We start from the raw sequence: 23,943 nt of genomic DNA on the forward strand, positions 1-23,943 counted from the left end.
GGGTACATAGCCCATTGGAACACGCGGCGCAGGCAGGTAAGATTGAAGGGCCTGACGCCGGAGGAGTTCCGGAACCGGGCCCTTGCGGCGTAGTCGCTATTTATTCAGTCCAAGTTTCGGGGCGCAGCTCACTGTCCCCTTCGTGGTGGTTTCGTTGACTCAAAAGCAAGAAACCCGGTCCTGCACGAGGCAGAACCGGGTCTCTTTAGCAATGCTTGCTTTGCTCAGGCAGTAACTGTTAGTTACTCAGCCAGGAAGTCGCGCTGGATAGCGGGATCGACCTTGACGCCAGGGCCCATGGTGGAAGACACGGAGATGGACTTGACGTACTTGCCCTTAGCAGAAGAGGGCTTGACGCGCAGGATCTCGGTGTACAGGGCAGCGTAGTTCTCGACGAGCTGCTGCTCAGAGAAGGACTTCTTGCCCAGGGGCACGTGGCAGATGCCGTAGCGGTCGGCGCGGTACTCAACGCGGCCAGCCTTGAGCTCGGAGACCATCTTGGCGACGTCCATGGTCACGGTGCCGAGCTTGGGGTTCGGCATGAGGCCACGGGGACCAAGGATCTTACCGATGCGGCCAACCTTGGCCATCATGTTCGGCGTAGCGATAGCGGCGTCGAAGTTGATCTCGCCCTTCTGAATCTGGGCGACGAGCTCGTCGGAACCGATGATGTCGGCGCCGGCAGCCTCGGCCTCGCGGGCCTTCTCGCCCTCGGCGAAGACGGCAACACGAACGGTCTTGCCGGTGCCGTGGGGCAGGGAGATGGAACCACGGATGTTCTGGTCAGCCTTACGAGTATCGATGCCCAAACGGAAGTGGGCCTCGACGGTCTCGTCGAACTTGGCGGTGTCGAGCTCCTTGATGAGCTTGGCAGCCTGAAGGGGGGTGTAGAGCGTGGCGCGGTCGATCTTCTCGGCAGCGGCGTTATAGCTCTTACCATGCTTAGCCATGTGCATTACCTCCTGTGGTTAAACGGGCGTGAGCCCTCCCACATCGTATCGTGTGCCCTATTGCACACATTTAACGGGCGCCCCAGTCGGAGCACCCGTCATTACCTAAAGAAATCGCTACTCAGCGATGGTGACGCCCATGGAACGGGCGGTTCCGGCGATGATCTTCTTGGCGGCATCAATGTCGTTGGCATTGAGGTCCGGCATCTTGATCTCGGCGATCTTGGTGAGCTGCTCCTGAGAGAGCTGACCAACCTTGTCGGCCTGGGGCTTAGCGGAACCAGACTTGAGGTTCAGCTCCTTCTTGATGAGATGAGCTGCCGGCGGGGTCTTGGTGATGAAGGAGAAGGACTTATCCTCGTAGACAGAAATCTCAACGGGGATGATGTCGCCCTTCTTGTCCTGCGTCTCGGCGTTAAAGGCCTGGCAGAACTGCATGATGTTCACGCCAGCAGCGCCCAGGGCGGGGCCGACGGGAGGAGCGGGGTTAGCGGCACCAGCAGGAATCTGGAGCTTAATGACGTTGGCAACCTTCTTCTCAGCCATGGTCATTCCTTTCGAATCACGAGTGTGAAGTACTTGCTATATCGTAAGCACGCACGTGTTAGAAGCACTCCTGAGATGAGCAGTCACAGAAGAAGCACGCTCGCGCGAACGGACGAAAACTTAAGCGATGACAGCGACCTGGTTAAAGTCGAGCTCGACCGGCGTCTCGCGGCCAAAGATCATCAGCGTGACCTTGAGCTTGCCAGCCTCGATGTTAACCTCGGAGACCTTGCCATCAAAGTCGGTAAGCGGGCCATCGGTGACGCGGACGGACGTGCCGACCTGAATATCAACCGAGGTGCGCTTGGGCGAATCGCCCTTACCGGGACGACGAGTCATCTTGTTGTACTCGTCACGGGAAAGCGGAGCGGGCTTGCCGTTGCCGCCTAGGAAACCGGTGACGCCGGGCGTGTTGCGAACACACGTCCAAGCATCGTCATCCATCTCCATGCGGACCAGGACATAACCCGGGAAGATCTTGGAATCCTTGGTCTCGCGCTTGCCACCCTCTTTGATCTCGGTGACGCGCTCCATAGGAATCTCGATATCAAAGATACGGTCCTGCATGCCCATGGTCTCGATGCGATGCTCGAGATCGGACTTAACGCGGTTCTCGTATCCAGAGTAAGTGTGAACGACGTACCAACGCTTAGACATGGTTTAGCCCCTCAATCCAGAGAACAGAGCAAGAGCCTCGCCAAAGCCAGCATCGAGCAGAGCGATGACGACGCCGACGACGATCAGAGAAGCGCAAACGACGACCGAGTAGTTCACGAGCTCCTTCTTATCGGGCCACGTGACACGCTTCATCTCGGACTTGACCGAAGCGAAATACTTCTTGGTGCGGGCGAAGAAACCAGGCTTCTCGTTCTTCTTGGACTTCGCAGCCTTCTCGTTCTTCTTGGCAACGGCCTTCTTGGCCTCAACCTTGGAGTTGGCGGCAGCGTTGTTGGCAGGCGCCTGCTGCTGAGCCTTCTTCTTGTTCTTCTTGTTGGCCATTTGGGTTACCTCCGCGCAATGCGCTTATACATGAGTAAACCGTAAGCCCCCAATTGGGAGCTTACGGAATAATGACTGGCACGCCAGGAAGGACTCGAACCCTCAACACTCGGTTTTGGAGACCGATGCTCTACCAATTGAACTACTGGCGTATGTGACTAGAGACTAGCGAGTCTCTTTGTGCAGCGTGTGGTGACGGCACCAGGGGCAATACTTCTTGATCTCCATACGATCAGGCATGGTCGACTTGTTCTTGGTGGTCGTATAGTTGCGGCGCTTGCACTCAGTGCACGCAAGAGTAACTAGAGTACGCATGTATCCTGAACCTTTCATTTCCGCCCCGTACGGGCACGAGTTGTTACTTTATCAGCTCCACGTAAGTGCTGTCAATGAAAACCTCGAGTCAATTGGTTCTCGGTGGATCCATTCATATTTGGAACACATCAATGAAGCCATCGAGATCTAATCGATCCCTCACGCTCAGCTTAAGGGTGAGCGAAGCGCAATCGGCAGGGAATAAACCCCGCGTAGAAAAGAACCCGGCACCCTAAAAGTGCCGGGTTCTCTAAGTCAGCTATATCAAAGAGCTAATTTACTCAATGATCGTGGAGACGATGCCCGAACCGACGGTGTGGCCACCCTCGCGGATAGCGAAGCGCAGGCCCTCCTCCATGGCGATCGGGTGAATGAGGTCGCCCTCGATGGTGATGTGGTCACCGGGCATAGCCATCTCGGTGCCCTCGGGGAGCTTGACCGTACCGGTAACGTCGGTGGTACGGAAGTAGAACTGAGGACGATAACCATCGAAGAACGGGGTGTGACGGCCGCCCTCCTCCTTGGTCAGAACGTAGATCTCACCGGTGAACTTGGTGTGCGGGGTAACCGAACCGGGCTTGCAGAGAACCTGGCCGCGCTCGATGTCCTCGCGCTTGATGCCGCGGAGCAGCAGACCGACGTTGTCGCCAGCCTCGCAGAAGTCCATGGACTTACGGAACATCTCGATACCGGTAACGACGGTGTTCTGGGTATCCTTGATGCCGACGATCTCGACGGGCTCGTTGAGCTTGAGCTCACCGCGCTCGACACGGCCGGTAGCAACGGTACCACGGCCGGAGATGGTCATAACGTCCTCAACGGCCATCAGGAAGGGGAGGTCGTTGTTACGAGCAGGCGTCGGGATGTACTCGTCGACGGCCTTCATGAGCTCGCGAATGGCGTCCATCCACTTGGCGTCGCCCTCGAGAGCGCCCAGAGCGGAACCACGGATGACGGGGATGTCGTCGCCGGGGAAATCGTACTCGGAGAGGAGCTCACGGGTCTCCATCTCGACGAGGTCGATGAGCTCGTCATCGTCGACCATGTCGCACTTGTTCAGGAAGACGACGATGTAGGGAACGCCGACCTGACGGGCGAGCAGGATGTGCTCGCGGGTCTGAGCCATGGGGCCGTCGGTAGCGGCGATGACCAGGATAGCGCCGTCCATCTGAGCAGCACCGGAGATCATGTTCTTGACGTAGTCAGCGTGGCCCGGGCAGTCAACGTGAGCGTAGTGACGGGCAGCGGTCTCGTACTCGACGTGGGAGACGGAGATCGTAATGCCGCGCTCGCGCTCCTCGGGAGCCTTGTCGATGTTCTCGAACGCAGTGAAGTCAGCCTTGCAGCCCTCGGTCTCAGAGAGAACCTTGGTGATGGCGGCGGTCAGCGTGGTCTTGCCGTGGTCGACGTGACCAATGGTGCCGATGTTAACATGCGGCTTAGTGCGCTCAAACTTCTCTTTGGCCATAAAGCCCTCCTCTTAACAGGTCGTCCCCGGACGGGACTTTGCCTTTATACCATAGTGGCCTCTCAACATACTATTGAGAAGCCACCGTGTTACCTATGGTAGCGGTGACTGGATTCGAACCAGTGACGCCACGGGTATGAACCGTGTGCTCTAACCAACTGAGCTACACCGCCGGATGGAGCCTGCAACCAGACTTGAACTGGTGACCTCTTCGTTACCAACGAAGTGCTCTACCGACTGAGCTATACAGGCACTTGACGGGTGGGAGCTATAGGATTCGAACCTATGTAGGCAGAGCCAACGGGTTTACAGCCCGTCCCCATTAACCACTCGGGCAAACTCCCAATCGTTCAAGTATCCGCAGGTTCTTTGGTCTTTTGGACCGCCGCCCCCGCGAACGAAAAAGATAATACGATGCAACCTTGGGGGCTGTCAACGAAAACCTCTAGATACACGGTGCCGGGCGTATCTACATGCCTTTGACCTGCGGTTTTGTTGAGTTTAGATATGAAGGACGGTGGATTTCGCTACGCTGGTGACATTTCCCGAGGGAACACTTTGGCACGGTGGAGTACGCCTACAGCATCGACCTTCGATAACGACCCTCTTGCACTATTACATAGGTCGCGATCGGGCTTCCCTGGCTCGATCGAGCGTGGATAATCTCCCACTTTTAGCGCGGCCCTAAGGCCAAAGCGGCAGATTATCCACTCTCATTCTCCAGACGGGAGAACTATAGAGCCGCTACTACTCGGGCCAGACCAAAGTAGACCCATAGAGCGGCTCCCCCTTGGTGCAGGGGTAGCGGCTCAAGTAACACGACGATAGCAAGTCGAAGAAATAGGTCATGGCGTATTTCGAATAAACGCCGAGTCGGTCAATTCCGTTTCCCGCATTGCCAAGACGATATACACGGTCAAAAGACCTCGATTTGTCATCGTTGCTAAACGCAGTAATTAGAATCTTCCTGCCCGAACGGCAATCAAGATACTCTCGCGCCTTTGACGCAAATAGCCCGGAGACCGATACGAGAATTATCAATGACTGCGAAGCGTCTCCCATGTTTTTCAATTCCGCGACGTTAGCCCCAGCAACTATGCGAACTATCTTGCCCGCATAAAACATTTCCTGCTGAAATCGTACGAGATTGGCGCTCACATTATTGGTGCACCAGATTTCAACGTTTTTATGGCCATCAATTTCGTCGGCAAGGTGCTTAATAGCGATATCGGACACGCCGCTTTCAACCTCAGCGAACATCTCGATCATGCGAACGTCGAGCTCTGCCCTGTACTCCTCGTAGCCATATTCCTCCTCTCGATGGCTTAAGTCGCTTGGAAAGACTGATTGAGTAAATGATTCTTTCAAATCGCTAAGAGACTGGTAGCCCAATCGATTGCAGAAACGACGAACAGCGGAACGGGTCACGAATGCATCGCGGGTTATTGCGGCAACATTGATTTCGCTCGAACGCCTAATGTGAGCGATGAGATATCGAGCGATGGCGGCATCGTTTGACCCAAACTCGCTGTTGATGATGGAGCTAATGCGATTGAGCACATCGAAGTCATTGATATTCACGTGATCCCTCTTTCCGCTCTCCTCGATATTATGGTTCATTTATTGAATCAAACAGCTTTGGTCGTTCTCCTATGATTCAAATCAGTTGACGTCATCTTAATCGTAATTCCGTCACACGTATCCACCGTGTTGAATGATGGAAAGGGGATTCATGGGCAACGTGAACAACATGCCGTTTCTCTGGGGTTCCGCCACGGCGTCTTATCAGTGCGAGGGTGCCTGGAACGAAGACGGCAAAGGCCTCGGCGAGTGGGATTTCTTTAACCACACAAGCAATAAGAACATCAACCATGTTGACGGTGATGTATCTTGCGACTTCTACCATCGCTATGAAGAAGATATCCGCATGATGAAAGAAGGCGGACAAAACACCTATCGCTTCTCTCTTTCATGGAGTCGAATCATCCCCACGGGTATCGGCGAAGTGAATGAAGAGGGTATCGATTTTTATAATCGAGTCATTGATTGCTGCCTCGAAAATGGCATAGAGCCCAACGCTACGCTGTTCCATTACGATCTGCCATTCACGCTTGCTTGCAAAGGCGGATGGCTGAACAACGACATGGCAGAGTGGTTCTGCAAATACGCCAAGATTTGCTTTGAGCGCTTTGGAGACCGCGTCAAAATCTGGGCTACCGTTAACGAGCCGCATTTCTACAGCTACTGCGTAAACATGTTGGGCAACTATCCCCCCAATCGATCGCTCGACGTTCAGTCGTACATGCAGTTTCAATACAACCTGATGCGCGCAAGCGCACTCGCAGTCCGAGCATATCGTCAAATGGGCTACGACGGCATCATCGGCGCCGTCCACGATGGCGGCGTTGTCGAACTCGACCCGGCAACCGAGCACCCTGATGACGTATTTCGATACGCAGACTTTTTCGCCAATCGCATGATTCTGGCACCAGCGCTTCAGGGTCAACTGCCGCCAGAAATGGACGAAATCCTTGAAAAACTTGGCGTCTCGCTCTATCGATCCCCAAATGACGTAGAAGAATTCAGAGACGGTAAAGTCGATTTTATTGGACTCAACGTGTATTGCCGAGAGTATGTAACCGACTGGCACGGTGGAGAGCTTGCCGTTTCGGCGAACAATAAGGGCGGTTCGAGCAAAAAAGTCGAAGGAAAATGCATTGCGCCCTTGTTTGAAAGCGCCCGCGACAGCAATGTTCCCCGCAATAAATGGGGCCGCGAAATACTCCCAAGTTGCATGTATTCAACCATCATGGATGTCCACGAGCGCTATGACGCGCCCCGCATCTTTATTACGGAAAACGGACATGGCGCCTATGAGCAACCAGACGCAGACGGAATGATCCACGATGATGACCGCATCGAGCTTCTGGGCCAGTTCATCGAGCACATGATGAGGGCTAAGCGCGACGGCGCGCGCGTTGAGGGCTACTACCTCTGGTCGACGATGGATCTGTATAGCTGGATCAACGGCTACGAAAAACGATACGGACTTGTCCATATCGACTTCGAGAACAATCTGGAGCGCACCCCCAAAAAGAGCTGGTATTGGTACCGAGACCTTATCTCGAAGTATCAGGAGCAGGAAGGTTAGGAGAAAGAGATGAAATATCAGGCAATGTCCGAAACAGTCCTAAAGGCTGTTGGCGGCAAAGAGAACATTACATCGGTAACTCATTGTGCGACGCGCCTTCGCATCGACGCACGAGACACCTCGATCATCGATCTCCAGCTCGCCAAATCGGCCGATCAGGCACTCGGGGCAGTAGTCAGCGGTGGCCAGCTTCAGGTGATCATCGGCCCCAACGTCACCGAGGCTTACAACGACTTCCTCGACTTCGCGGGAATCGAAGTCGGCGGCGGCGCGGTTGCCGACGATGCCCAAACCGCCAAGGATCTTGCAGAGGGTATCAAAAGCGGCAACACTGCCATGAGCCTGGTTGAGAAATTCGGAAATGTCTCCGCACAGGTATTCATGCCCATCGTCCCGGCGCTCATCGTAGGCGGACTCATTCTTTCGATTAAGAATCTCCTGGTCAATTATTGTGGATTGAGCACCGATAGCGGAACTGCCCAGGTTCTGCTGGCGATCTTCAGTGCCTCATTTAGCTTCCTGCCCGTTTACCTAGGCTACCAGCTCGCCGCCGTCATGAAGATGAAGCCTTTCATGGGCGCGCTGCTGGGCGCAATCATGATTAGTTCGTCTATTAGCGGTGCTGAGGGTCTCGACTTTCTTGGCATCCCCATCCCGACGAATGACTACTCGAGCACGGTGGTGCCAATCATACTGGGCGTTGTGTTCATGTACTTTGTTGATCGCGGTCTTCAGAAAATCATCCCGGACGTTACCAAACTGTTCTTGAAGCCGCTACTCACCATGTTCATCGTCGTGCCTGTTGAGCTGATTATCCTCGGCCCCGCCGGCAGCATGATGGGCTACGCGCTGAGTGATGCCGTCACGTGGCTCATGGATAACGTGGCATTTATCGCTACTCCAATCCTTGCAGCCCTTAACCCCTATTTTGTCATGCTCGGTCTTGATAAGGCCTACATCGCAATCGAAGTTACGAGCTTGGCGCAGCTCGGTTGGGCACCCATTATCTTTGGATTCATCTCGAACCTCTGCATTGGTGGCACGAGCCTCGCCCTGGCAACTGCCATGAAGGGAAACAAAGAGAAGAGGGGTATGGTCACCACGGTTGCCGTCACCGCACTCTGTGGCGTAACCGAGCCCGCGTTCTACGGTTGCTTCATCGAGCGTCCCCGCCTGCTTGTCGGCACGGCAATCGGCGCGCTCTGCGCTGGACTCCCTGCAGGCATCTTTGTTCTGAAAGAGTACGTTGCGGGAGCATGCCCCGGCCTTCTTTCGGCACTCATCTTTATCGCTCCCGATGGGTCCATGGGCAACTTCGTGCTGGCATGCGTTGTCGCCATCATCGCCATCGTCGTCTCCTTCATCGCTGCACGCGTGATCATCAAGAAGAACCCCAGCTATATTGAGTAGATGCCCGCTGTTTGCATTGGAGACATCCTCGGCAGACCATTAGCAAGAACCCAAGAAGGTCCTTAGGAGCTCGATTAATCCATTCGGATTCCTGAGGCACAAACGACCCCGATTCCACAATGGAATCGGGGTCGTCGTTTCTAAAGCCGTCGATAGACAATCGGTGTTTACCTTAGCTCCCTATCCAAGTTAATTATCCACGCTCGTTCTCCGGTCGGGAGATTTTTTCTCTCGCGCGTCCAGAAATCCACGCTCGAGCAGGACATCCAGGTCCGTACCCGCCCTTGTCTCGATCTGTAACGGCAAGAGGCCTATTCCGCTTCTACATGTTACAGATCAAGATATTCCTAAAACACCCTAAGTTTCATCTCAATCTGTAACAGTTAGATGCCAAATATCGGTCTTGGTGTTACAGATTTAGACAAACTGGAGGACGAGACAAACCAAAAACGGGATGGGCGCTAACCCGATGGCGCACCACCTAAATAGAAACGGGCCCTGTCCCACAAGGAACAAAGCCCGAAACTCTCATGGAGCCAGTGACAGGAATCGAACCTGCAACCCACTGATTACAAATCAGTTGCGCTACCGTTGCGCCACACTGGCACACTTGGCGCTTTCGCGCGAAGCCTGTTAAGAATAAAGGAATTACGGACGGGGCGCAACAGGCCGCACGGCGTTATACAAATATGCAAAATCCAGCAACAGCGCGTACCAGGCCCGTTCATTTCTGTCAGTGCGCTCTCAATCTTAAAACCATTCGCCAGAACGAATAGTTTTAATTACAATTGACTATATAAAACTATTCGTTTTGGCGAAGGGTTTCGCGATGTTGACTACAAAAGAAGCAGCCGAGCTGCTCGGCATCACTCCGCGCAGGGTGCAGGAGCTCATAAAAAACGGAGCACTTGAGGCCCGCAAGGCTTCTGGTGTATGGCTCATCGACAAAGGCAGCGTCGACACGCGACTCCGTTCCGCGACCAAAACGGGGGGACGTCCCCGCCGCGGCCACGGTAAGAGCGAGATCGCATTCACCCTCATGAACCGCACGCACGAAGTGGCCCAGCTGGTCTACAGCAGATCACGGAAAGACTTCACCCACATCGGCGCCGACGTCGATCGTGCCCACGCCCCTATTGGAGTTTTTGCTCCCAGCAAACCTGTATCGCTCGACTCCTTCCGCATCTGGTGGCGCGGCCGCGGTATCCCGCTCGCACGCATTGGGCTAGCCTCCCTGCTTGCAGAAGCCGCAGTCGATGTTCCCGATGAACTCGTACAGCGAAATCTTGGCCTCTCCTTATCCGACCAGTATTGGATTAGGCCCCAAGACTCCGGTCTCGCGTGGGAAGATATCAATTTCTTCAATAATGCTTTTGACGACGTCTCGCTAACCATTGCACCCTTCGCCCCGGAGGGTAAGGCAGCTGCCGCAAAGCCTGACAACACCTCGGACGGCAATCTTCAAAAGTGCTGGACATGCGAGGGTGACCGTCGAATCCTCCACAAGGCAGGTGCACATCTAAACCAGGAACCTTATAACGAGCTGGTGGCGACTGCACTTCACCGTCGCATCCTAAACGGTTGCGATTATGTACCCTATTCGCTCGAAGGCGCGGGTACTTCCGCCTTGAGCACATGCAATGTCTTCTTAACTGACGAAGAAGAATATGTCCCTGCGTTCTATGTAAACCAGCATGCAAATGCAGACGAGCGACTAACCGATTACGAACGGTATGTAGCAAACAGCGAGGAGCTTGGAGCGACAGATATAAAAGACGCCCTTGACCGCATGATCGTATGCGATGACATCATTGCCAACTACGACCGTCATTGGCGCAACTTCGGCCTCGTGCGAAACGTCAACTCACTGGCCTGCAGACCAGCCCCCATCTTCGATTCGGGCTCATCACTCTGGTGCAACATATCACTAGAGGAGCTTAGGGCGGGAGAGCACAGTTTTACCAGCGCACAATTTCATTCAAGTCCCGCCAAACAAATGTTGCTCGTCGAGGACATGGGCTGGTTTGACGGCGACAAACTCGAGGGCTTCGTTGACGAGGCAATCGAGATTCTTTCCAGAAACGACGCGCTCACGGCAAGGCTGCCATATCTAAAAGAGGCGCTAACGTGGCGCCTCGAAAGAATGATCGACATCGCTGAATGGAGTTAGCGAGGCAGCATTGCCCCGTCAACTTCCCTACCTCCCGCGCAGGGCCTTGAGCTTGGCCAGGGCATCGGGGCTCAGGCGACTGCCCAGAGTCATCTTGATTTGTGGAGCCTCCTCGGCCTCGTGCACGTCGTTGTCGATCTGTTTGATCTCGTCCACCAGCATACGGCTCGAGATGCGCGTAACGCCCTTGCCCATGACGACGGCCTGGATCGTGCCGTCGCTCGACACTACAGAACACGCGCGGCCTTCCTCGCGCGCCTCGATGCAGAGCTTCTGCACCACGGTATCGGCCGAAACACCCGTCGGCGAAAACTCAATGCGCACACCGCGGGCCGGTAGGTTGGGGCGCTCGCTGGAGATATTGCCCGCGCCGTCAAATACGATCACGGCCTCGTAGCGGCCCTGGGCAAACGCAGCTACGTCATTAATGAGCGCCGTGCGCGCCATATCGTGAACGTCGCTGGAATACGGATCGTCGGAATGGTCGTACACGAGCTTTTCGTAGCGCGGCGTGCAGTGGATCACGTTGTAACCGTCGACCACCAGCAGCTCGGGCTTGTTGGAGTGCACCGTCGAGACTGGGTCGGCGATAGCCTGCGCAAACGCATTGCCGCCCACGCCATAGGTCGCGGCCGAAACAATCGGCTTGGCCGAGCCCTCGCCAAAGCGCTTGGCCTTGGACTTGGCACGGTTCTTTTTGGACATGCGCTACTCCTCCCCCATCAGCTCGCCGGCGTTGCGGCGCAGCCACTCAAAGCACAGCGCCGTGGTCGCCTGGGCAACATTGAGGCTCTCGGTCATACCGCGCTGGGGAAGCTTGGTCAAAAAGTCGCATTTCTCGAGCACCAGACGCGAGATGCCGTCGCCCTCGGAGCCCATGACGAGCGCCACGCGGCCCTCGAAAGGAGCATCCCAGCAACTGCCTTCGGCGTGCTCGGAAGCACCGCCCACCCAAAAACCAGCGGCCTTAAAATCGTCGAGCGCACGGGCGATATTGGGAACCTGCGCGATAGGCAGATGCATGACGGCACCGGCTGAGGTCTTGTAGCTGCCCACGGTCACGCCGGCGGCACGCTTATTGGCAATGACGACGCCCGCCGCGCCCACAACCTCGGCGGAGCGCACGATGGCGCCAAAGTTGCCGTCGTCGGTCACATGGTCGAGCACGACGACGAGCGCCGGACCGTCGCCCGCACGGTCGAGGATATCGGCAACATCGGCATAGGGGAAGTTGCCAACCTCGAGCGCAATGCCCTGGTGAGCGCCATGGCTCGACAGCGCATCGAGCTGCGCGCGCGGCACATACTTAATGCGAACGCCCGCGGCGTTGAGGTCATCGACCAGACGAGACAGGGCGGCATCGCGCTCCCCGCCCTCGGCAATGAGCGCGCACTTGACGGGAAAGCCGGTACGCAGCGCCTCGGCGGCGGCACGGCGGCCTTCGATAAACTCGCCCTTGGGAACCTGGACAGCATCGCGGTTGCGATCGCGCTGCGGACGTGCGGCCTGGGTGCGATCGTGCTGGCCCTTGGGAGCGACAGCGCGGTCATTGCGGCGAATCGGACGCGAGCCAGAAGCGGCCTGCTTGCCACCACGAGGCGCACGCTTGCGATTGTCGGCCATAGGACGACCTCCTTAAATAGATAACGAACAAGAATCGACCGTCCGAGCCACGGCACCTTGCCTTTCAATCGTCGGGCATGACCACCAGGTCTATGCCCTTCTCTTTCAAGGCAATCTGCCGCACCTCGAACGGTCGACAAATACTAGAGACTCTTAATACGAGTGCCGGCGGCGGTATCTTCAATCGTCAGGCCCAGGTCCTTGAGCTGATCACGGATGGCATCTGCCAGATCCCAGTTCTTGGCGGCACGAGCCTCGGCGCGGGCCTCGAGAATCTTGGCAGCGGCCTCGTCCACGTCGTCGCCCGTGTAGGCAACCAAACCGGCGGCAACGCCCAGCAGGCCCAGCGGCAACTCGACCTTGGGCTCGGGAAGCTCAACGCCAAACGTATCGAGCAGCTCGGCCAGCGTATCGGCGGCAGCCAGGGCTGCGGCCTTGTCGGCAGCATCGCCCGCCTGCTCCAGATACTGATTGCACTCGGTGACAAAGCCAAAGACAGCACCCATGGCACCGGCGGTGTTAAAGTCGTCGTCCATGCACTCCTTAAAGGCGGCGCGGGTCTCGGCGGCCTTGGCGGAAAACGCCTCGGCGGCAGCCGCATCGGCATCGGCCGTCGCATGGTTCGCAGCCCAACGAAGGTTCTCGACCGTACCGGCAATACGCGTGAGTGAGTTCTCGGCACCCTCCAGGCGCTCCCAGGAGAAGTCGAGCGGCGAGCGATAGCTCGTCTGCAGCATCAACAGGCGCAGGGCCGCGGCAGAGTGCTGCTCGAGCACCTCGGCCAGCGTAAAGAAGTTTCCGAGCGACTTGGACATCTTCTCGCCGTCAACCAGCAGCATGCCCGTGTGCATCCAGGTGTTGGAGAAGCCCTGGTGCCAGGCGCAGGTGGCCTGGGCGCACTCGTTCTCGTGATGCGGGAAGGCAAGGTCGGAGCCGCCGCCGTGGATGTCAATCGGGGTGCCCAGGTAGCGGTGTACCATGGCGGCGCACTCGGTGTGCCAACCGGGACGGCCCTCGCCCCAGGGGCTCGGCCAGCTGGGCTCGCCGGGCTTGGCGGCCTTCCACAGGGCAAAGTCGAGCGGGTCGTTCTTGTCCTCGTTCTCCTCGATGCGCGCACCCACCATAAGGTCATCGATGTTGCGGCCCGAGACCTGACCATAGTTGGGATCGCTGCGCACGGCAAAGTACACGTCGCCGTTATCGGCGGCGTAAGCGTGGCCCTGCTCGATAAGCGTCTTGATCATGGCGATCATGGGACCGATCTCCTTGGTGGCGCGGGGGCGCACATCGGGATCGAGCACGTTGGCGGCGCGCATGACGCCGATGAACTTGTCGGAGAACTCCGTCGCGACCTCGGCGGCAGTGCGGCCCTGCTCGTTGGCGCGCTTGATGATCTTGTCATCGACATCGGTGAGGTTCTGGGCGAACGTGACCTCGTAGCCGCTCGCGATGAGCCAGCGACGAATCACGTCAAAGCTAATGAACGTGCGGGCATTGCCGATGTGGATGTTGTCGTAGACCGTGGGGCCGCACACATACATGCGGACCTTGCCGGACTCGATGGGCTGGAACTCTTCCTTTTTATGGGTAGCGCTGTTGTAGATACGCATTCGTTACTCCTTAACGGTTTTCTGTAGCAGGCAGACGGCCCAGGCGCCGATTCCCTCGCCCTGGCCTTCCCAACCGAGCTTTTCGGTCGTGGTGGCGGCGACGCCCACGTTTTCGACGTCAACGCCCAGGGCATGGGCAAGGTTGGCGCGCATGGCATCGCGGTGAGGGGTGATCTTGGGTTGCTGGCAGGCAATGGTGCAGTCGGCATCGACAAACTCAAAGCCCAGCTCACGCGCATAGTCCATCACGCGAGCGAGCAGCACCATCGAATCGGCACCCTCGTAGGCGGGATCGGTGTCGGGGAATAGCTTGCCGATGTCTCCCCCGCGGCAGGCACCCAGAATGGCGTCGGCCAAGGCGTGCGCGAGCACATCGGCATCCGAGTGGCCCAGCAGGCCGCGCTCGTAGGGAATGTCGACCCCGCCGATGATACATCGACGCCCCTCCACCAAACGGTGGACGTCGTAGCCGTGGCCAATGCGCAGGTTACTGAACATGGGGAAGATCCTCTCCCTCGGCCATACGGCCAAGCAGAATCGCGGTTACGGGACGCAGGTCCTCGGGCACCGTAACCTTAAGGTTGTCGCGCGGGCTCTGGACACAGCGGACGCGTCCGCCCATGCGCTCGACCAGCGATGAATCGTCGGTACCGATAAAGCCCTCGGCGATAGCAGCGGCGTGAGCGCGCTTCATAGCATCGACGCTAAAGATCTGCGGCGTCTGCGCTGCCCAGTAGAGCTCACGTGGCGGCGTCTCGACGATATTATCGCCGTCGACGATCTTGAGCGTGTCGATCGCGGGCTGACCGCACACGACACCGTCGAGAGCACGGTCGTTCACGAGCACGTCGATAGCGTGGTCGATAGCCTCGGTGGTAATGAGCGGACGGGCGCCGTCGTGGATAGCGACATATTCGAAACCCGCCGGCACCGCGTGCACGCCGGCGCGGGTGGAATCCTGACGAGTATCGCCGGCATCGGCAAAGCTGATGGGCGTGTCATAGTCAAACGGGCCGATGGCCAGGCGGCGCATCTCGGCACGGCGCTCGGCAGGGCAAACCACGACGATGTGGCCGACCTTATCGCTACGGTCAAATGCGCGGATGGACCAGCTCATGAGCGGACGGCCCGCTACATTGACGAGTTGCTTGCCACCGGGGTTACCAAAGCGCTGGCCGCTGCCACCGGCAACGACCACGGCGCATACGGGCGCCATTATGCGTTCCCCTGTTTGGTGCCCTTCATGCGGTACAGCGAGTCCGCAAGAATGGCAGGGTTGTTGACGCCAAAGTCGCCCAAGCGCTCCGGATCCTCGCTGATGTCGTCCATGAGCTCCTGCAGCGAGCCATACTCGTCGACGATCTTCTCGGCCACGCCGTCGCGCACGACGGACACGCGCGAAAGCGTGCGCAGGCCCAGCGGCGTCATGACGGAGTCCTCGTCCAAGTCGTCATAGCCCAGAACTGCCGCCACGTGCTGCGGGTCGGACAGGTCCTTAGGCGTCATACGGGCAAGCTCAGCGCGAATCTTCTCGGCGTTGGCCTCAGAGGAATCGCTTGCGTAGTCGCGGATCATCAAGTCGTATTCGGTATCCATGCTGGAGCCCGCGAGCTGCTCGAGCTGCATCTGCACGAGCTTGCCCTGGTTACCCAGCTTGACGATGCAATCCTTAAGCTCGGTCTTTGCCTGTTGCATGATCTCGAAACTCGAGAAGATGCCGGTGATGTCGGCGAGCGTGACGTAGTCGTCGAGCTCAAGGGCCGTCAGGCGCAGCAGGGAGCGATCGAGCGACTGACGGGTAGTCTGGAGCGTGGCGACGAGCTGGTTGACCGAGCTCATGATGGTGGCGACGGGCTGGATCTCGTAGCTCTTGCCGTGGACGTACACGTTGACGACGGCACGACGAGCCGAAACCGAGATCACGATGGCGTCGGTGAGCACCGACATGCGAGCGGCAGTACGGTGACGCATGCCCGTCTCACTCGTGGCGAGCGAGGGATCGGGATTGAGGTGGAAGTTGGCACGCAGGATCTGGGTGAGGTCGCCATCGATAACGATGGCACCGTCCATCTTGGAGAGCTCGAACAGGCGGTTCGAGGTAAACGAAATGTTGAGCGGGAAGCCGTCGTTACCGGCGGCGAGCACGTTTTCGGTGTCGCCGACGCAGATAAGGGCGCCCAGGTGACCGGCAATGATCATGTCGAGGGCGGTGCGGATCGGCTGACCGGGGGCAGTCAGGCGGATGGCCTGTTCCATACGCTTTTGCAGCTCGTTCTTATCCAAGGCATCGCTCCCATCGTATACGCTCCATAAACGTCAATAAGTTTCTCACGGTTTGCCCCTGTGACGCCCGCAAAATCCGATGCTTACAGAATGAGCGAACACAGCTGAGAGCCCCAATCCAAATGAGCTGCTTATGTGGTAGCATCGGGATTCGCATAAATGAGGGAGTAGTCGCGTGATCGGGTTCGCCTCCGGTGGCGCGGCAAGTCAACACACTGGCCGATGCGGCCTGGCTTGCCTTAATGAACGAGACTCGTGGCTGTGCGCGCAACGCGTACGCCACGAGTCTTTTTTGTTACTCCCCCAAGAGGTACACGCGGGCCCGCCCGCAGAGCGGGAGCCAGACTATGGGACTCGCAGAGCTCGTGTTGCTCGCCGTTGACCTTTCGATGGACGCCTTTGCCGTATCCATCTGCAAGGGCCTTGGCATGAAGAAGATCAACCTTAAGGTCGCCGTAGTGCTCGGCCTGTTCTTTGGCGGCTTCCAGGCAGGCATGCCCGTGATCGGATGGGCGCTTGGCAGTCAATTCATGAGCATCATCGGCCCCATCGACCACTGGATCGCCTTTATCCTGCTCGCCTTCATCGGCGGCAAAATGCTGTGGGAGGCCTTTACCGAGGACGAGGATGAAGGCGACGGCAAGGATGCCGAGAAGATTGAACTGGGCGAGTACCTGATCCTCGCCATCGCCACCTCAATCGACGCCCTGGCCGTGGGCATCTCGTTCGCCGCGCTCTCGGTTGACATCGTGCCCGCTGTATCGCTTATCGGCGTCACAACGTTTATCTTCTCCGTCGCCGGCGTAGCGATCGGCCACACCTTTGGCGCGCGCTACGAAAAACCCGCCACCATCGTGGGTGGCGTCGTGCTCATCCTTATCGGCCTCAAGATCCTGCTGGAACACTTGGGTTTTTTGGTGCTGTAAAACACCCTTCAAAACTAAACGTCCGTATGAGGCCTCATGCAGAGTTTTGCATGAGCCTTTTCATGCAGACTTTTGCATGTCATACTAGGATGCAAAAGTCTGCACGTTAGGAGATTGCCATGGATACCCTTCCCATCACCACGCCGCGCCAAGCCGGCATCTACGTGCGTCAGGCGCGCGAGGCGCAGGGGATCACCCGTGCTGCCCTCGCTAAAAAAGCCGGTGTTTCGGAACGCCTGCTCGCATCGCTCGAGCTGGGAGATGCCACGGGCATTCGGCTCGACAAGCTGCTGGCAGTTTTCGGTGCTCTTGGACTGGCGCTCGCCGCTCAAGGGGATATAGGCGAAACGAAAAATGAGCAACCAGTCGACGCCCCGCATGCTGATCAACCTTGCAGCACCTCCAGACGCCATCACGCCCAACGTCTTCATCATCGCAACCGCCGCAGCACAACCATTCCGGCTCTTGCAGATGCCCCCTTTACATCCGCACTCTACGACGAGGTCTTCGCCGATTTCGCCATGTCCAATCTCGGAGTCTCGATTGCCACAAACGCATCTAGCCAAACCATGCCCGAAGGGAAATAGCCAATGGCCAGAACATCACTTCGGACCATTATTTGCGGCGTGCCTGCTGGAACGCTCACGCAAGATGAGAACGGTCTTATCAGCTTTACCTACGATCATGACTATGACGGGCCAGCCCTATCGACCAACATACCCGTATCGAATCGCACATACGGACAACAGGTCATGAATCCGTACCTGTTTGGCCTTCTACCCGACAGCGAGAACCAACGAAAAGCGATTGCCGCCGAATTCGACGTTAGGCCCAACAATCCCGTTGCGTTGCTCAGCCATATCGGACTCGACTGTCCGGGCGGCGTGCAGTTTTGTGCCGAAGAAGATACCGACGCCGTCCTGCATCGCGCTGGCGAATACCGCCCTATAGACAACCACGAAATTGCTCTTCGTCTCAAGTCGATCAGAGATGACCGCGATGCATCGTGGATGGGTCTAGATGAAAGTTGGTCACTTGGAGGCAACCAGGGCAAGTTCGCGCTCGCGTTCATAAACGGCCGCTGGTGCGAATGCATGGGCTCCTCGCCCACGACGCATATTTTCAAAAATGGCGTTATCGGATTTAAGCTCGAGGCTCTCAATGAGTTTGTCTGCATGAAAAGCGCCCAGCGCGTCGGCATCGCAACGGCAAACGTCGAATATCGTATGTTTGAGGACGAACCTGCCCTCATTGTTGAGCGCTATGACCGCGTGAAAGTCAAAGACGGAACGATCAGGCGCCTACATCAAGAAGACCTCTGTCAGGCACTTGGGGTGATGCCCGCCCAAAAGTACACGGCAGACGGCGGCCCGACCGCACGCGATATTCAGGAACTCCTCGTCAATACGAGCCATCATCAACTTAACCTGTATCTGTTTACGCAGATACTTTTCTTTAACGCCATCATCGGCGCACCGGACGCGCATGCGAAGAACTATTCCCTGCTTCTTGGAAACGGCGGCACAGCTATGATGGCCCGTATGTATGACGTTGCATCTGGGCTGGCATACGAACGTATGCGGCGAAAAGCGCGCCTCGCCATGAGCGTTGGCGGCGAAAACCGTGTGGGACGCATCGGTCCAGGCGCTATCCGCCGATACCACGGTATGGGCGACCCCGCGCTGGAGGCGGCGCTCATCGATGCCGGACTATCTGAGAAGTTTTGCTTTGCGACCATGATGGACCTGGCCTACGAGGTACCCGTTTGCATGGAAGAGGTCATGGACGAATACGCCGACCTGCCCGGCATGGCGGACCTGCGCGAGCATATGCTCGGCCCCGTCCGTGAAAACTGCCAGCGCACCCTCGACCTCATCAAGGCGGATATGGGCTAGGTGGCCGCAATTTCCCATTTCCCAAAAGAAGAGAGGGGGCACCCATCGCAAAAGCTCGGGTGCCCCCTCTCATAATGTCATTTGCAATCCGCTAGCACGTGGCTCGGACTGCTGCTAGCGCAACCTTTACGCAGCGAGGCGCTTGAGGACGTCGATGAGCAGCTCGTAGAAGCGCTCGGCAGAAGCGAGCTCCATGCTCTCGTCCGGGGTGTGGACATCGGAGAGCGTCGGGCCCACGGCGATGGCGTCCAGACCGTGCAGGGCCTCGACAAACAGTCCGCACTCAAGGCCGGCGTGAATGGACTCGATGCGCAGCTCGGAGCCAAAGAGCTCGCGATAGCTCTCGACAAAGACGTCGCGGACCGGCGAATGCTCGGCATAGCTCCAGCCGGGATACTCGAACTCAAACTTGGCGTCGAAGCCCAGGACATCGGCCAGCGTCTGCAGGCGGTCCTTGAACTCGTTCTGCAGCGAGGTGATCGAGGAGCGCGGTGACAGCATGATCTTGACCTCGTCGTCAGAAGTGGCAACCACACCGATGTTGGAGGAAACCTCGACGGAGCCGTCGGTGGCGACGTTGCGGCGAATCACGCCGTTAGGGGCAAGACGCAGGGCGCGGATGAGGGCAAGCGCGGACTTCTGGTCCATGGCCTCGACCTCGGCGTCATCGGCAATCTCGACGGTGCAAGTAAAGCCGGGGTCGAAGACCTCGAGCTCAGCAGTGACGTCGGCGATGATGCCCTTTGCAATCTGGGCCGCGGCCTCGGCGGCGGCGTGGTCGGCGTAGACCAGAACAGCCTTGCACTCACGGTTGATGGCGTTGTCCTTGGTGCCGCCGTTAAAGCTAACGATGGCGGGCTCGCCGGCAACCATCAGGCGGTCGATGATGCGGGCCATGATGAGGTTGCCGTTGCCGCGCTCCAGGTGAATATCGCTGCCGGAGTGACCGCCCAGCAGGCCGGAGATGTCGAGCGTGAGGGTGCTACCGGTCTTGTGCTCGCGCACGATCGGGCAGGTGTAGGTAACGACGACGCCGCCGGCGCAGCTGACGGTGGCAACGCCCTCTTCCTCGGAGTCAAGGTTAATCATGGTGCGGGCGCTAATCTGGGACTTGTCGAGCGTCTCGGCGCCGACCAGGCCAGTCTCCTCGTCGGTGGTGAATACGCACTCGAGAGCGGGGTGAACGATCGAATCGTCGTTGAGCACGGTAAGCATAAGCGCGACGGCGATACCATTGTCGGCGCCCAGAGTGGTGCCGTTAGCGGTGAGGACGCCGTCCTTGACGACCAGGTCGATACCATCGGTCGTAAAGTCGTGCTCAACGGAGCCCAACTTGTCGCACACCATATCGATGTGGCCCTGCAGCATTACGGTCGGGGCATTCTCGGCGCCGGCAGATGCGGGCTTGCGAATGATGACGTTGTAGACCTCGTCCTGGTACACATCGAGGCCGCGCTCCTTGGCAAACGCAACCAGGAAATCGCTGATGCCCTTCTCGTTGCCAGACCCACGGGGGATCGCGCTGACCTCCTCAAAGAAATGGAACAGCTGGGCGGGCTCGTAGCCGGTAATCTTGTAGTCCATGGTGCCTCCTTGGCGCAACTGGTTAGACAGTAAGACATGCGACTTGTATATTCCCAGACTTTGCGTGCATAAACCAGTCGAAAACGCCGAGCGCCCTCGCATCATCGGCTAACGGTGGACCGTATAGCGCAACGGTCACAACTTCCGCAGCTCTACAAATCGAGGCGCCCTTTCCGGAGCGCCTCGATTGCGCGTATCAAATTGTCGCCACGCCCTACAGCGCGCCGGAGCCGGCTTGTATCATGCCACCGGGGCCCGAGCTCACGCCGCTGCTCACAGGCGCGGCGTTTCCGGTGTGCGGCGCCGCCGGAGCGGTATCGCCCCCGAGCGCACCCGCCGGACGCGGCGCCGGGATCTCACCCGTGCCGTGGCTAAAGACAAACTTGCCATCGGCCACGTCGCACAGGACGGTATCGCCCTCGCCCCACTCGCCGGCCAGAAGCTCCTCGGACAGCGGATCCTCGATGAGCTTTTGGATGGCACGACGCAGCGGACGCGCGCCGTTGGTGAGGTCGGTACCCTCCGCCACAATCTTGTCGTAGGCCGCATCGGTAAGCTTGATGTTCATGCCGTTTGCGATCAGGCGCTGGCGCAGATCGTCCACCAGCAGGTGAGCAATCTTGGTCAGGTTCTCGCCCGAGAGCTTCTGGAACACCACAATATCGTCGATACGGTTGAGCAGCTCGGGGCGGAACAGGCGCTTGAGCTCGCCCATCGCACGGCCCTTGATCTCACTCGAGGTGAGGCCCTGCTCGCCGGTGGTGCCAAAGCCAACGCTCGCATCCTGCGCGATCTCGCGGGCGCCCACGTTGGACGTCATGATGATCACGGTATTGCGGAAGTCGACCGTCTTGCCCTGGCTATCAGTCAGGCGACCCTCCTCCAGCACCTGCAACAAAATGTTGAAGATGTCGGGGTGCGCCTTCTCGATCTCGTCGAACAGCACGACCGAGTACGGGTGACGACGAACGGCCTTGGTAAGCTGACCGCCCTCGTCGTGGCCCACGTAACCCGGAGGGCTACCGATAAGCTTGGAGACCTCGAACTCGCTGCCGAACTCGGACATATCGAAGCTGATGAGCGCGTCCTTACTGCCAAAGAGGTACTCGGCGAGCGTCTTGGCGAGCTCGGTCTTGCCTGTGCCGGTGGGACCAAGGAAGATAAAGCTACCACCGGGACGACGCGGGTCCTTGAGCGGCGAGCGGCTGCGGCGCACGGCCTTGGCGACGGCCTCGACGGCCTCGTCCTGGCCGATAATGCGGGTCTTGAGCACGCTTTCGGTCTGCAGCAGGCGACGGCTCTCGCTCTCGGTGAGCGAGGAAACCGGCACGCCAGAGGTCACGGACACGATGTCGGCAATCTGACTCACGTCGATGGTGAGCGGGCTGGCGTCGAGCTCGGCGGTCCAGGCGGCCTTGGCCTCGGCGAGCTCAATCTCGGCGGCCTTCTGCTGCTCGGTGATCTCGGCGGCCTTGTTCATGTCGTCGCTCTCGGTGGCCTCCTGCGCGGCGGCCTTGAGCTCCTCTATGCGATGCTCGGCCTCGCGCACCGGCTCGGGCGCACGATTCGCGGCGATGCGAGCGCGGGCACCGGCCTCGTCGATGAGGTCGATGGCCTTATCGGGCAGGAAGCGATCCTGGATGTAGCGGTTGGAAAGGTTCGCGGCAGCCTCGATAGCGCCCTGCGTGTAGCGCACATGGTGGTGCTCCTCGTAGCGCGGCTTAAGCGCGGTCAGGATCTTGACGGTGTCCTCGACGCTCGGCTCCTCGACATCGATAGTCTGGAAGCGACGCTCGAAGGCTGGGTCTTTGGTGAGGTACTTGCGGAATTCCTCGGCCGTGGTGGCGCCAATAATCTGGAAGGCACCGCGTGCAAGCACGGGCTTGAGCATGGAGCTCGCGTCGATGGAGCCCTCGGCAGAACCGGCACCGATGATGGTGTGCATCTCGTCAATAAACAGGATGACGTCGTCAGCCTCGGTGGCCTCCTGGATCACGTTCTTGAGGCGCTCCTCAAACTCACCGCGATACTTGGCGCCCGCAACGAGGCCCGGCAGGTCGAGCGTCCAGATGTTCTGGTTCATGAGGTTCTCGGGCACGTTGCCGGCAGCGATCTGCTGCGCCAGGCCCTCGACGATGGCCGTTTTGCCCACGCCGGGATCGCCCAGGATAAGCGGGTTGTTCTTGGTGCGGCGCGAAAGGATCTCCATCATGCGCTGGACTTCCTTTTCGCGGCCAATCACGGGATCGAGCTCGCCGTCGCGCGCCTTTTGCGTGAGGTTGGTGGCGAACTGCTTGAGCGTGTCGGTGCCGCTCCCCTTTTGCTGCGACGCGTCCGAGCCGCTAAAGAACGGCAGGCCCGCACCGGGACGCCCGGCACCGGCGCCGGCGAGCGGACGCTTCTTGTCCTGGTCCTTGGCGGTAAGTTTCTCGATAGCCTTTTTGATGGAGGCGGACGACACACCCAGGCGCATGAGGATGTCCATGGCCATGCCGTTACCCTCTTCGACGATGCCAATCAGCAAGTGCTCGGTCGACACGTAGGTCTGGTTGTTCTCACGTGCCACGCGGAAGGAGCGCTCCATCACGCTAATGACGAGCGGCGTAAAGGCAAGCTTGGCAGCCTCGGTCTCCTCGCTGGGCTCGGGAACCGTGGTCTGGACCTCCTTGAGGGTGTCCATGATGTCGTCGTAGGAGATATCAAGCGAGCGCAGCGCCTCGGCAGCGATGCCCTCGTCCTCCTTGGCGAGTGCGAGCAGCAGGTGCTCGGTGCCCACCTTATTTGAGTGCAGATCGAGCGCCTCCTGTTTGGCCATCGACATGACCTTGCGCGCTCGATCGGTAAATCTATCTAACATGCTCGTTTCCTTACATGAGTTCATCGAAATCAAAACGCCCGCCCGTCGGCGGCGCTTTTGTCTCTTTACCCACAGGTTGTCTATGTTAACAGCTGGAGGAATATCTATAAACCCGGCTCACATGAATGCAGGTTATGACCGCATCGCGGGACTCAC

Annotated in this window: 21 protein-coding genes and 5 tRNA genes; 6 read left to right on the plus strand and 20 right to left on the minus strand. The window is 58.3% G+C overall.

Features of this window, described 5'->3' with window-relative positions:
* Window positions 1-242 precede the first annotated feature (242 nt).
* From rplA to AAAX59_RS07015, 11 genes are all read right to left on the minus strand, one after another.
* Complete coding sequence (gene rplA, locus AAAX59_RS06965; RefSeq protein WP_089572518.1) at window positions 243-950, minus strand: 50S ribosomal protein L1; 708 nt, start codon at window positions 948-950, stop codon at window positions 243-245.
* 117 nt (window positions 951-1,067) lie between these two features.
* Window positions 1,068-1,496, minus strand: a complete 429-nt coding sequence (gene rplK, locus AAAX59_RS06970; protein ID WP_022093893.1) for a 50S ribosomal protein L11 — start codon at window positions 1,494-1,496, stop codon at window positions 1,068-1,070.
* A gap of 120 nt (window positions 1,497-1,616) precedes the next feature.
* Window positions 1,617-2,153 (minus strand): transcription termination/antitermination protein NusG, encoded by a 537-nt coding sequence (gene nusG / locus AAAX59_RS06975; protein WP_349071256.1) that lies wholly within the window; start codon window positions 2,151-2,153, stop codon window positions 1,617-1,619.
* A gap of 3 nt (window positions 2,154-2,156) precedes the next feature.
* Window positions 2,157-2,495 carry a preprotein translocase subunit SecE gene (gene secE / locus AAAX59_RS06980; protein WP_006234983.1) on the minus strand — a complete coding sequence of 113 codons (339 nt, stop codon included), beginning with the start codon at window positions 2,493-2,495 and terminating at the stop codon, window positions 2,157-2,159.
* Between the two features lie 76 nt (window positions 2,496-2,571).
* A tRNA-Trp gene (locus AAAX59_RS06985) sits at window positions 2,572-2,647 on the minus strand.
* A 13-nt stretch (window positions 2,648-2,660) separates the two neighbouring features.
* On the minus strand, window positions 2,661-2,810 hold the full coding sequence (gene rpmG, locus AAAX59_RS06990) for a 50S ribosomal protein L33 (RefSeq protein ID WP_022093895.1): 150 nt from the start codon (window positions 2,808-2,810) through the stop codon (window positions 2,661-2,663).
* 277 nt (window positions 2,811-3,087) lie between these two features.
* Window positions 3,088-4,278: an elongation factor Tu gene (gene tuf / locus AAAX59_RS06995; protein ID WP_035137538.1), complete on the minus strand. Its 1,191-nt coding sequence runs from the start codon at window positions 4,276-4,278 to the stop codon at window positions 3,088-3,090.
* A 96-nt stretch (window positions 4,279-4,374) separates the two neighbouring features.
* A tRNA-Met gene (locus AAAX59_RS07000) sits at window positions 4,375-4,451 on the minus strand.
* A gap of 3 nt (window positions 4,452-4,454) precedes the next feature.
* Window positions 4,455-4,530, minus strand: a tRNA-Thr gene (locus tag AAAX59_RS07005).
* Window positions 4,531-4,540: 10 nt separating this feature from the next.
* Window positions 4,541-4,622: transfer RNA gene (locus tag AAAX59_RS07010), tRNA-Tyr, on the minus strand.
* A 403-nt stretch (window positions 4,623-5,025) separates the two neighbouring features.
* Window positions 5,026-5,859: a hypothetical protein gene (locus AAAX59_RS07015; RefSeq protein WP_349071257.1), complete on the minus strand. Its 834-nt coding sequence runs from the start codon at window positions 5,857-5,859 to the stop codon at window positions 5,026-5,028.
* Window positions 5,860-6,010: 151 nt separating this feature from the next.
* On the opposite strand from AAAX59_RS07015, the gene AAAX59_RS07020 reads away from it, so the two are divergent.
* Window positions 6,011-7,429: a glycoside hydrolase family 1 protein gene (locus AAAX59_RS07020; protein ID WP_349071258.1), complete on the plus strand. Its 1,419-nt coding sequence runs from the start codon at window positions 6,011-6,013 to the stop codon at window positions 7,427-7,429.
* A 9-nt stretch (window positions 7,430-7,438) separates the two neighbouring features.
* Window positions 7,439-8,839 (plus strand): PTS transporter subunit EIIC, encoded by a 1,401-nt coding sequence (locus AAAX59_RS07025; protein ID WP_349071259.1) that lies wholly within the window; start codon window positions 7,439-7,441, stop codon window positions 8,837-8,839.
* Between the two features lie 531 nt (window positions 8,840-9,370).
* Here AAAX59_RS07025 and AAAX59_RS07030 read toward each other — a convergent pair.
* Window positions 9,371-9,445, minus strand: a tRNA-Thr gene (locus tag AAAX59_RS07030).
* Between the two features lie 223 nt (window positions 9,446-9,668).
* Here AAAX59_RS07030 and AAAX59_RS07035 point away from each other — a divergent pair.
* The gene (locus tag AAAX59_RS07035; RefSeq protein ID WP_349071260.1) at window positions 9,669-11,009 is read left to right on the plus strand and encodes a DNA-binding protein; all 1,341 of its coding nucleotides are present in this window, start codon (window positions 9,669-9,671) and stop codon (window positions 11,007-11,009) included.
* A gap of 27 nt (window positions 11,010-11,036) precedes the next feature.
* Here the strand turns inward: AAAX59_RS07035 and AAAX59_RS07040 are convergent, their stop codons facing one another.
* From AAAX59_RS07040 to disA, 6 genes are all read right to left on the minus strand, one after another.
* Window positions 11,037-11,714 carry an NYN domain-containing protein gene (locus AAAX59_RS07040; protein ID WP_006234978.1) on the minus strand — a complete coding sequence of 226 codons (678 nt, stop codon included), beginning with the start codon at window positions 11,712-11,714 and terminating at the stop codon, window positions 11,037-11,039.
* Window positions 11,715-11,717: 3 nt separating this feature from the next.
* Complete coding sequence (gene rlmB, locus AAAX59_RS07045; RefSeq protein WP_349071261.1) at window positions 11,718-12,632, minus strand: 23S rRNA (guanosine(2251)-2'-O)-methyltransferase RlmB; 915 nt, start codon at window positions 12,630-12,632, stop codon at window positions 11,718-11,720.
* A 143-nt stretch (window positions 12,633-12,775) separates the two neighbouring features.
* Window positions 12,776-14,242: a cysteine--tRNA ligase gene (gene cysS, locus AAAX59_RS07050; protein ID WP_349071262.1), complete on the minus strand. Its 1,467-nt coding sequence runs from the start codon at window positions 14,240-14,242 to the stop codon at window positions 12,776-12,778.
* Between the two features lie 3 nt (window positions 14,243-14,245).
* On the minus strand, window positions 14,246-14,740 hold the full coding sequence (gene ispF, locus AAAX59_RS07055; protein WP_006234975.1) for a 2-C-methyl-D-erythritol 2,4-cyclodiphosphate synthase: 495 nt from the start codon (window positions 14,738-14,740) through the stop codon (window positions 14,246-14,248).
* Window positions 14,730-15,458: a 2-C-methyl-D-erythritol 4-phosphate cytidylyltransferase gene (ispD, locus tag AAAX59_RS07060; protein WP_349071263.1), complete on the minus strand. Its 729-nt coding sequence runs from the start codon at window positions 15,456-15,458 to the stop codon at window positions 14,730-14,732. The genes ispF and ispD overlap by 11 nt, the downstream gene beginning before the upstream one ends.
* A complete protein-coding gene (gene disA, locus AAAX59_RS07065; RefSeq protein WP_349071264.1) occupies window positions 15,458-16,525 on the minus strand; it encodes a DNA integrity scanning diadenylate cyclase DisA in 1,068 nt (355 codons plus the stop codon). The genes ispD and disA overlap by 1 nt, the downstream gene beginning before the upstream one ends.
* A gap of 347 nt (window positions 16,526-16,872) precedes the next feature.
* Here disA and AAAX59_RS07070 point away from each other — a divergent pair, with 347 nt between their 5' ends.
* From AAAX59_RS07070 to AAAX59_RS07080, 3 genes are all read left to right on the plus strand, one after another.
* Window positions 16,873-17,451 (plus strand): manganese efflux pump MntP family protein, encoded by a 579-nt coding sequence (locus AAAX59_RS07070; RefSeq protein WP_349071265.1) that lies wholly within the window; start codon window positions 16,873-16,875, stop codon window positions 17,449-17,451.
* A 119-nt stretch (window positions 17,452-17,570) separates the two neighbouring features.
* A complete protein-coding gene (locus tag AAAX59_RS07075) occupies window positions 17,571-18,038 on the plus strand; it encodes a helix-turn-helix transcriptional regulator (RefSeq protein ID WP_349071266.1) in 468 nt (155 codons plus the stop codon).
* Between the two features lie 3 nt (window positions 18,039-18,041).
* Window positions 18,042-19,346 carry a type II toxin-antitoxin system HipA family toxin gene (locus AAAX59_RS07080; RefSeq protein WP_349071267.1) on the plus strand — a complete coding sequence of 435 codons (1,305 nt, stop codon included), beginning with the start codon at window positions 18,042-18,044 and terminating at the stop codon, window positions 19,344-19,346.
* Window positions 19,347-19,472: 126 nt separating this feature from the next.
* Here the strand turns inward: AAAX59_RS07080 and AAAX59_RS07085 are convergent, their stop codons facing one another.
* Window positions 19,473-20,930: an aminoacyl-histidine dipeptidase gene (locus AAAX59_RS07085; protein ID WP_349071268.1), complete on the minus strand. Its 1,458-nt coding sequence runs from the start codon at window positions 20,928-20,930 to the stop codon at window positions 19,473-19,475.
* A gap of 214 nt (window positions 20,931-21,144) precedes the next feature.
* The gene (locus AAAX59_RS07090) at window positions 21,145-23,787 is read right to left on the minus strand and encodes an ATP-dependent Clp protease ATP-binding subunit (protein WP_349071269.1); all 2,643 of its coding nucleotides are present in this window, start codon (window positions 23,785-23,787) and stop codon (window positions 21,145-21,147) included.
* Between the last annotated feature and the right edge of the window lie 156 nt (window positions 23,788-23,943).

This window comes from Collinsella sp. CLA-ER-H2, from assembly GCF_040092405.1.
GTDB lineage: Bacteria > Actinomycetota > Coriobacteriia > Coriobacteriales > Coriobacteriaceae > Collinsella.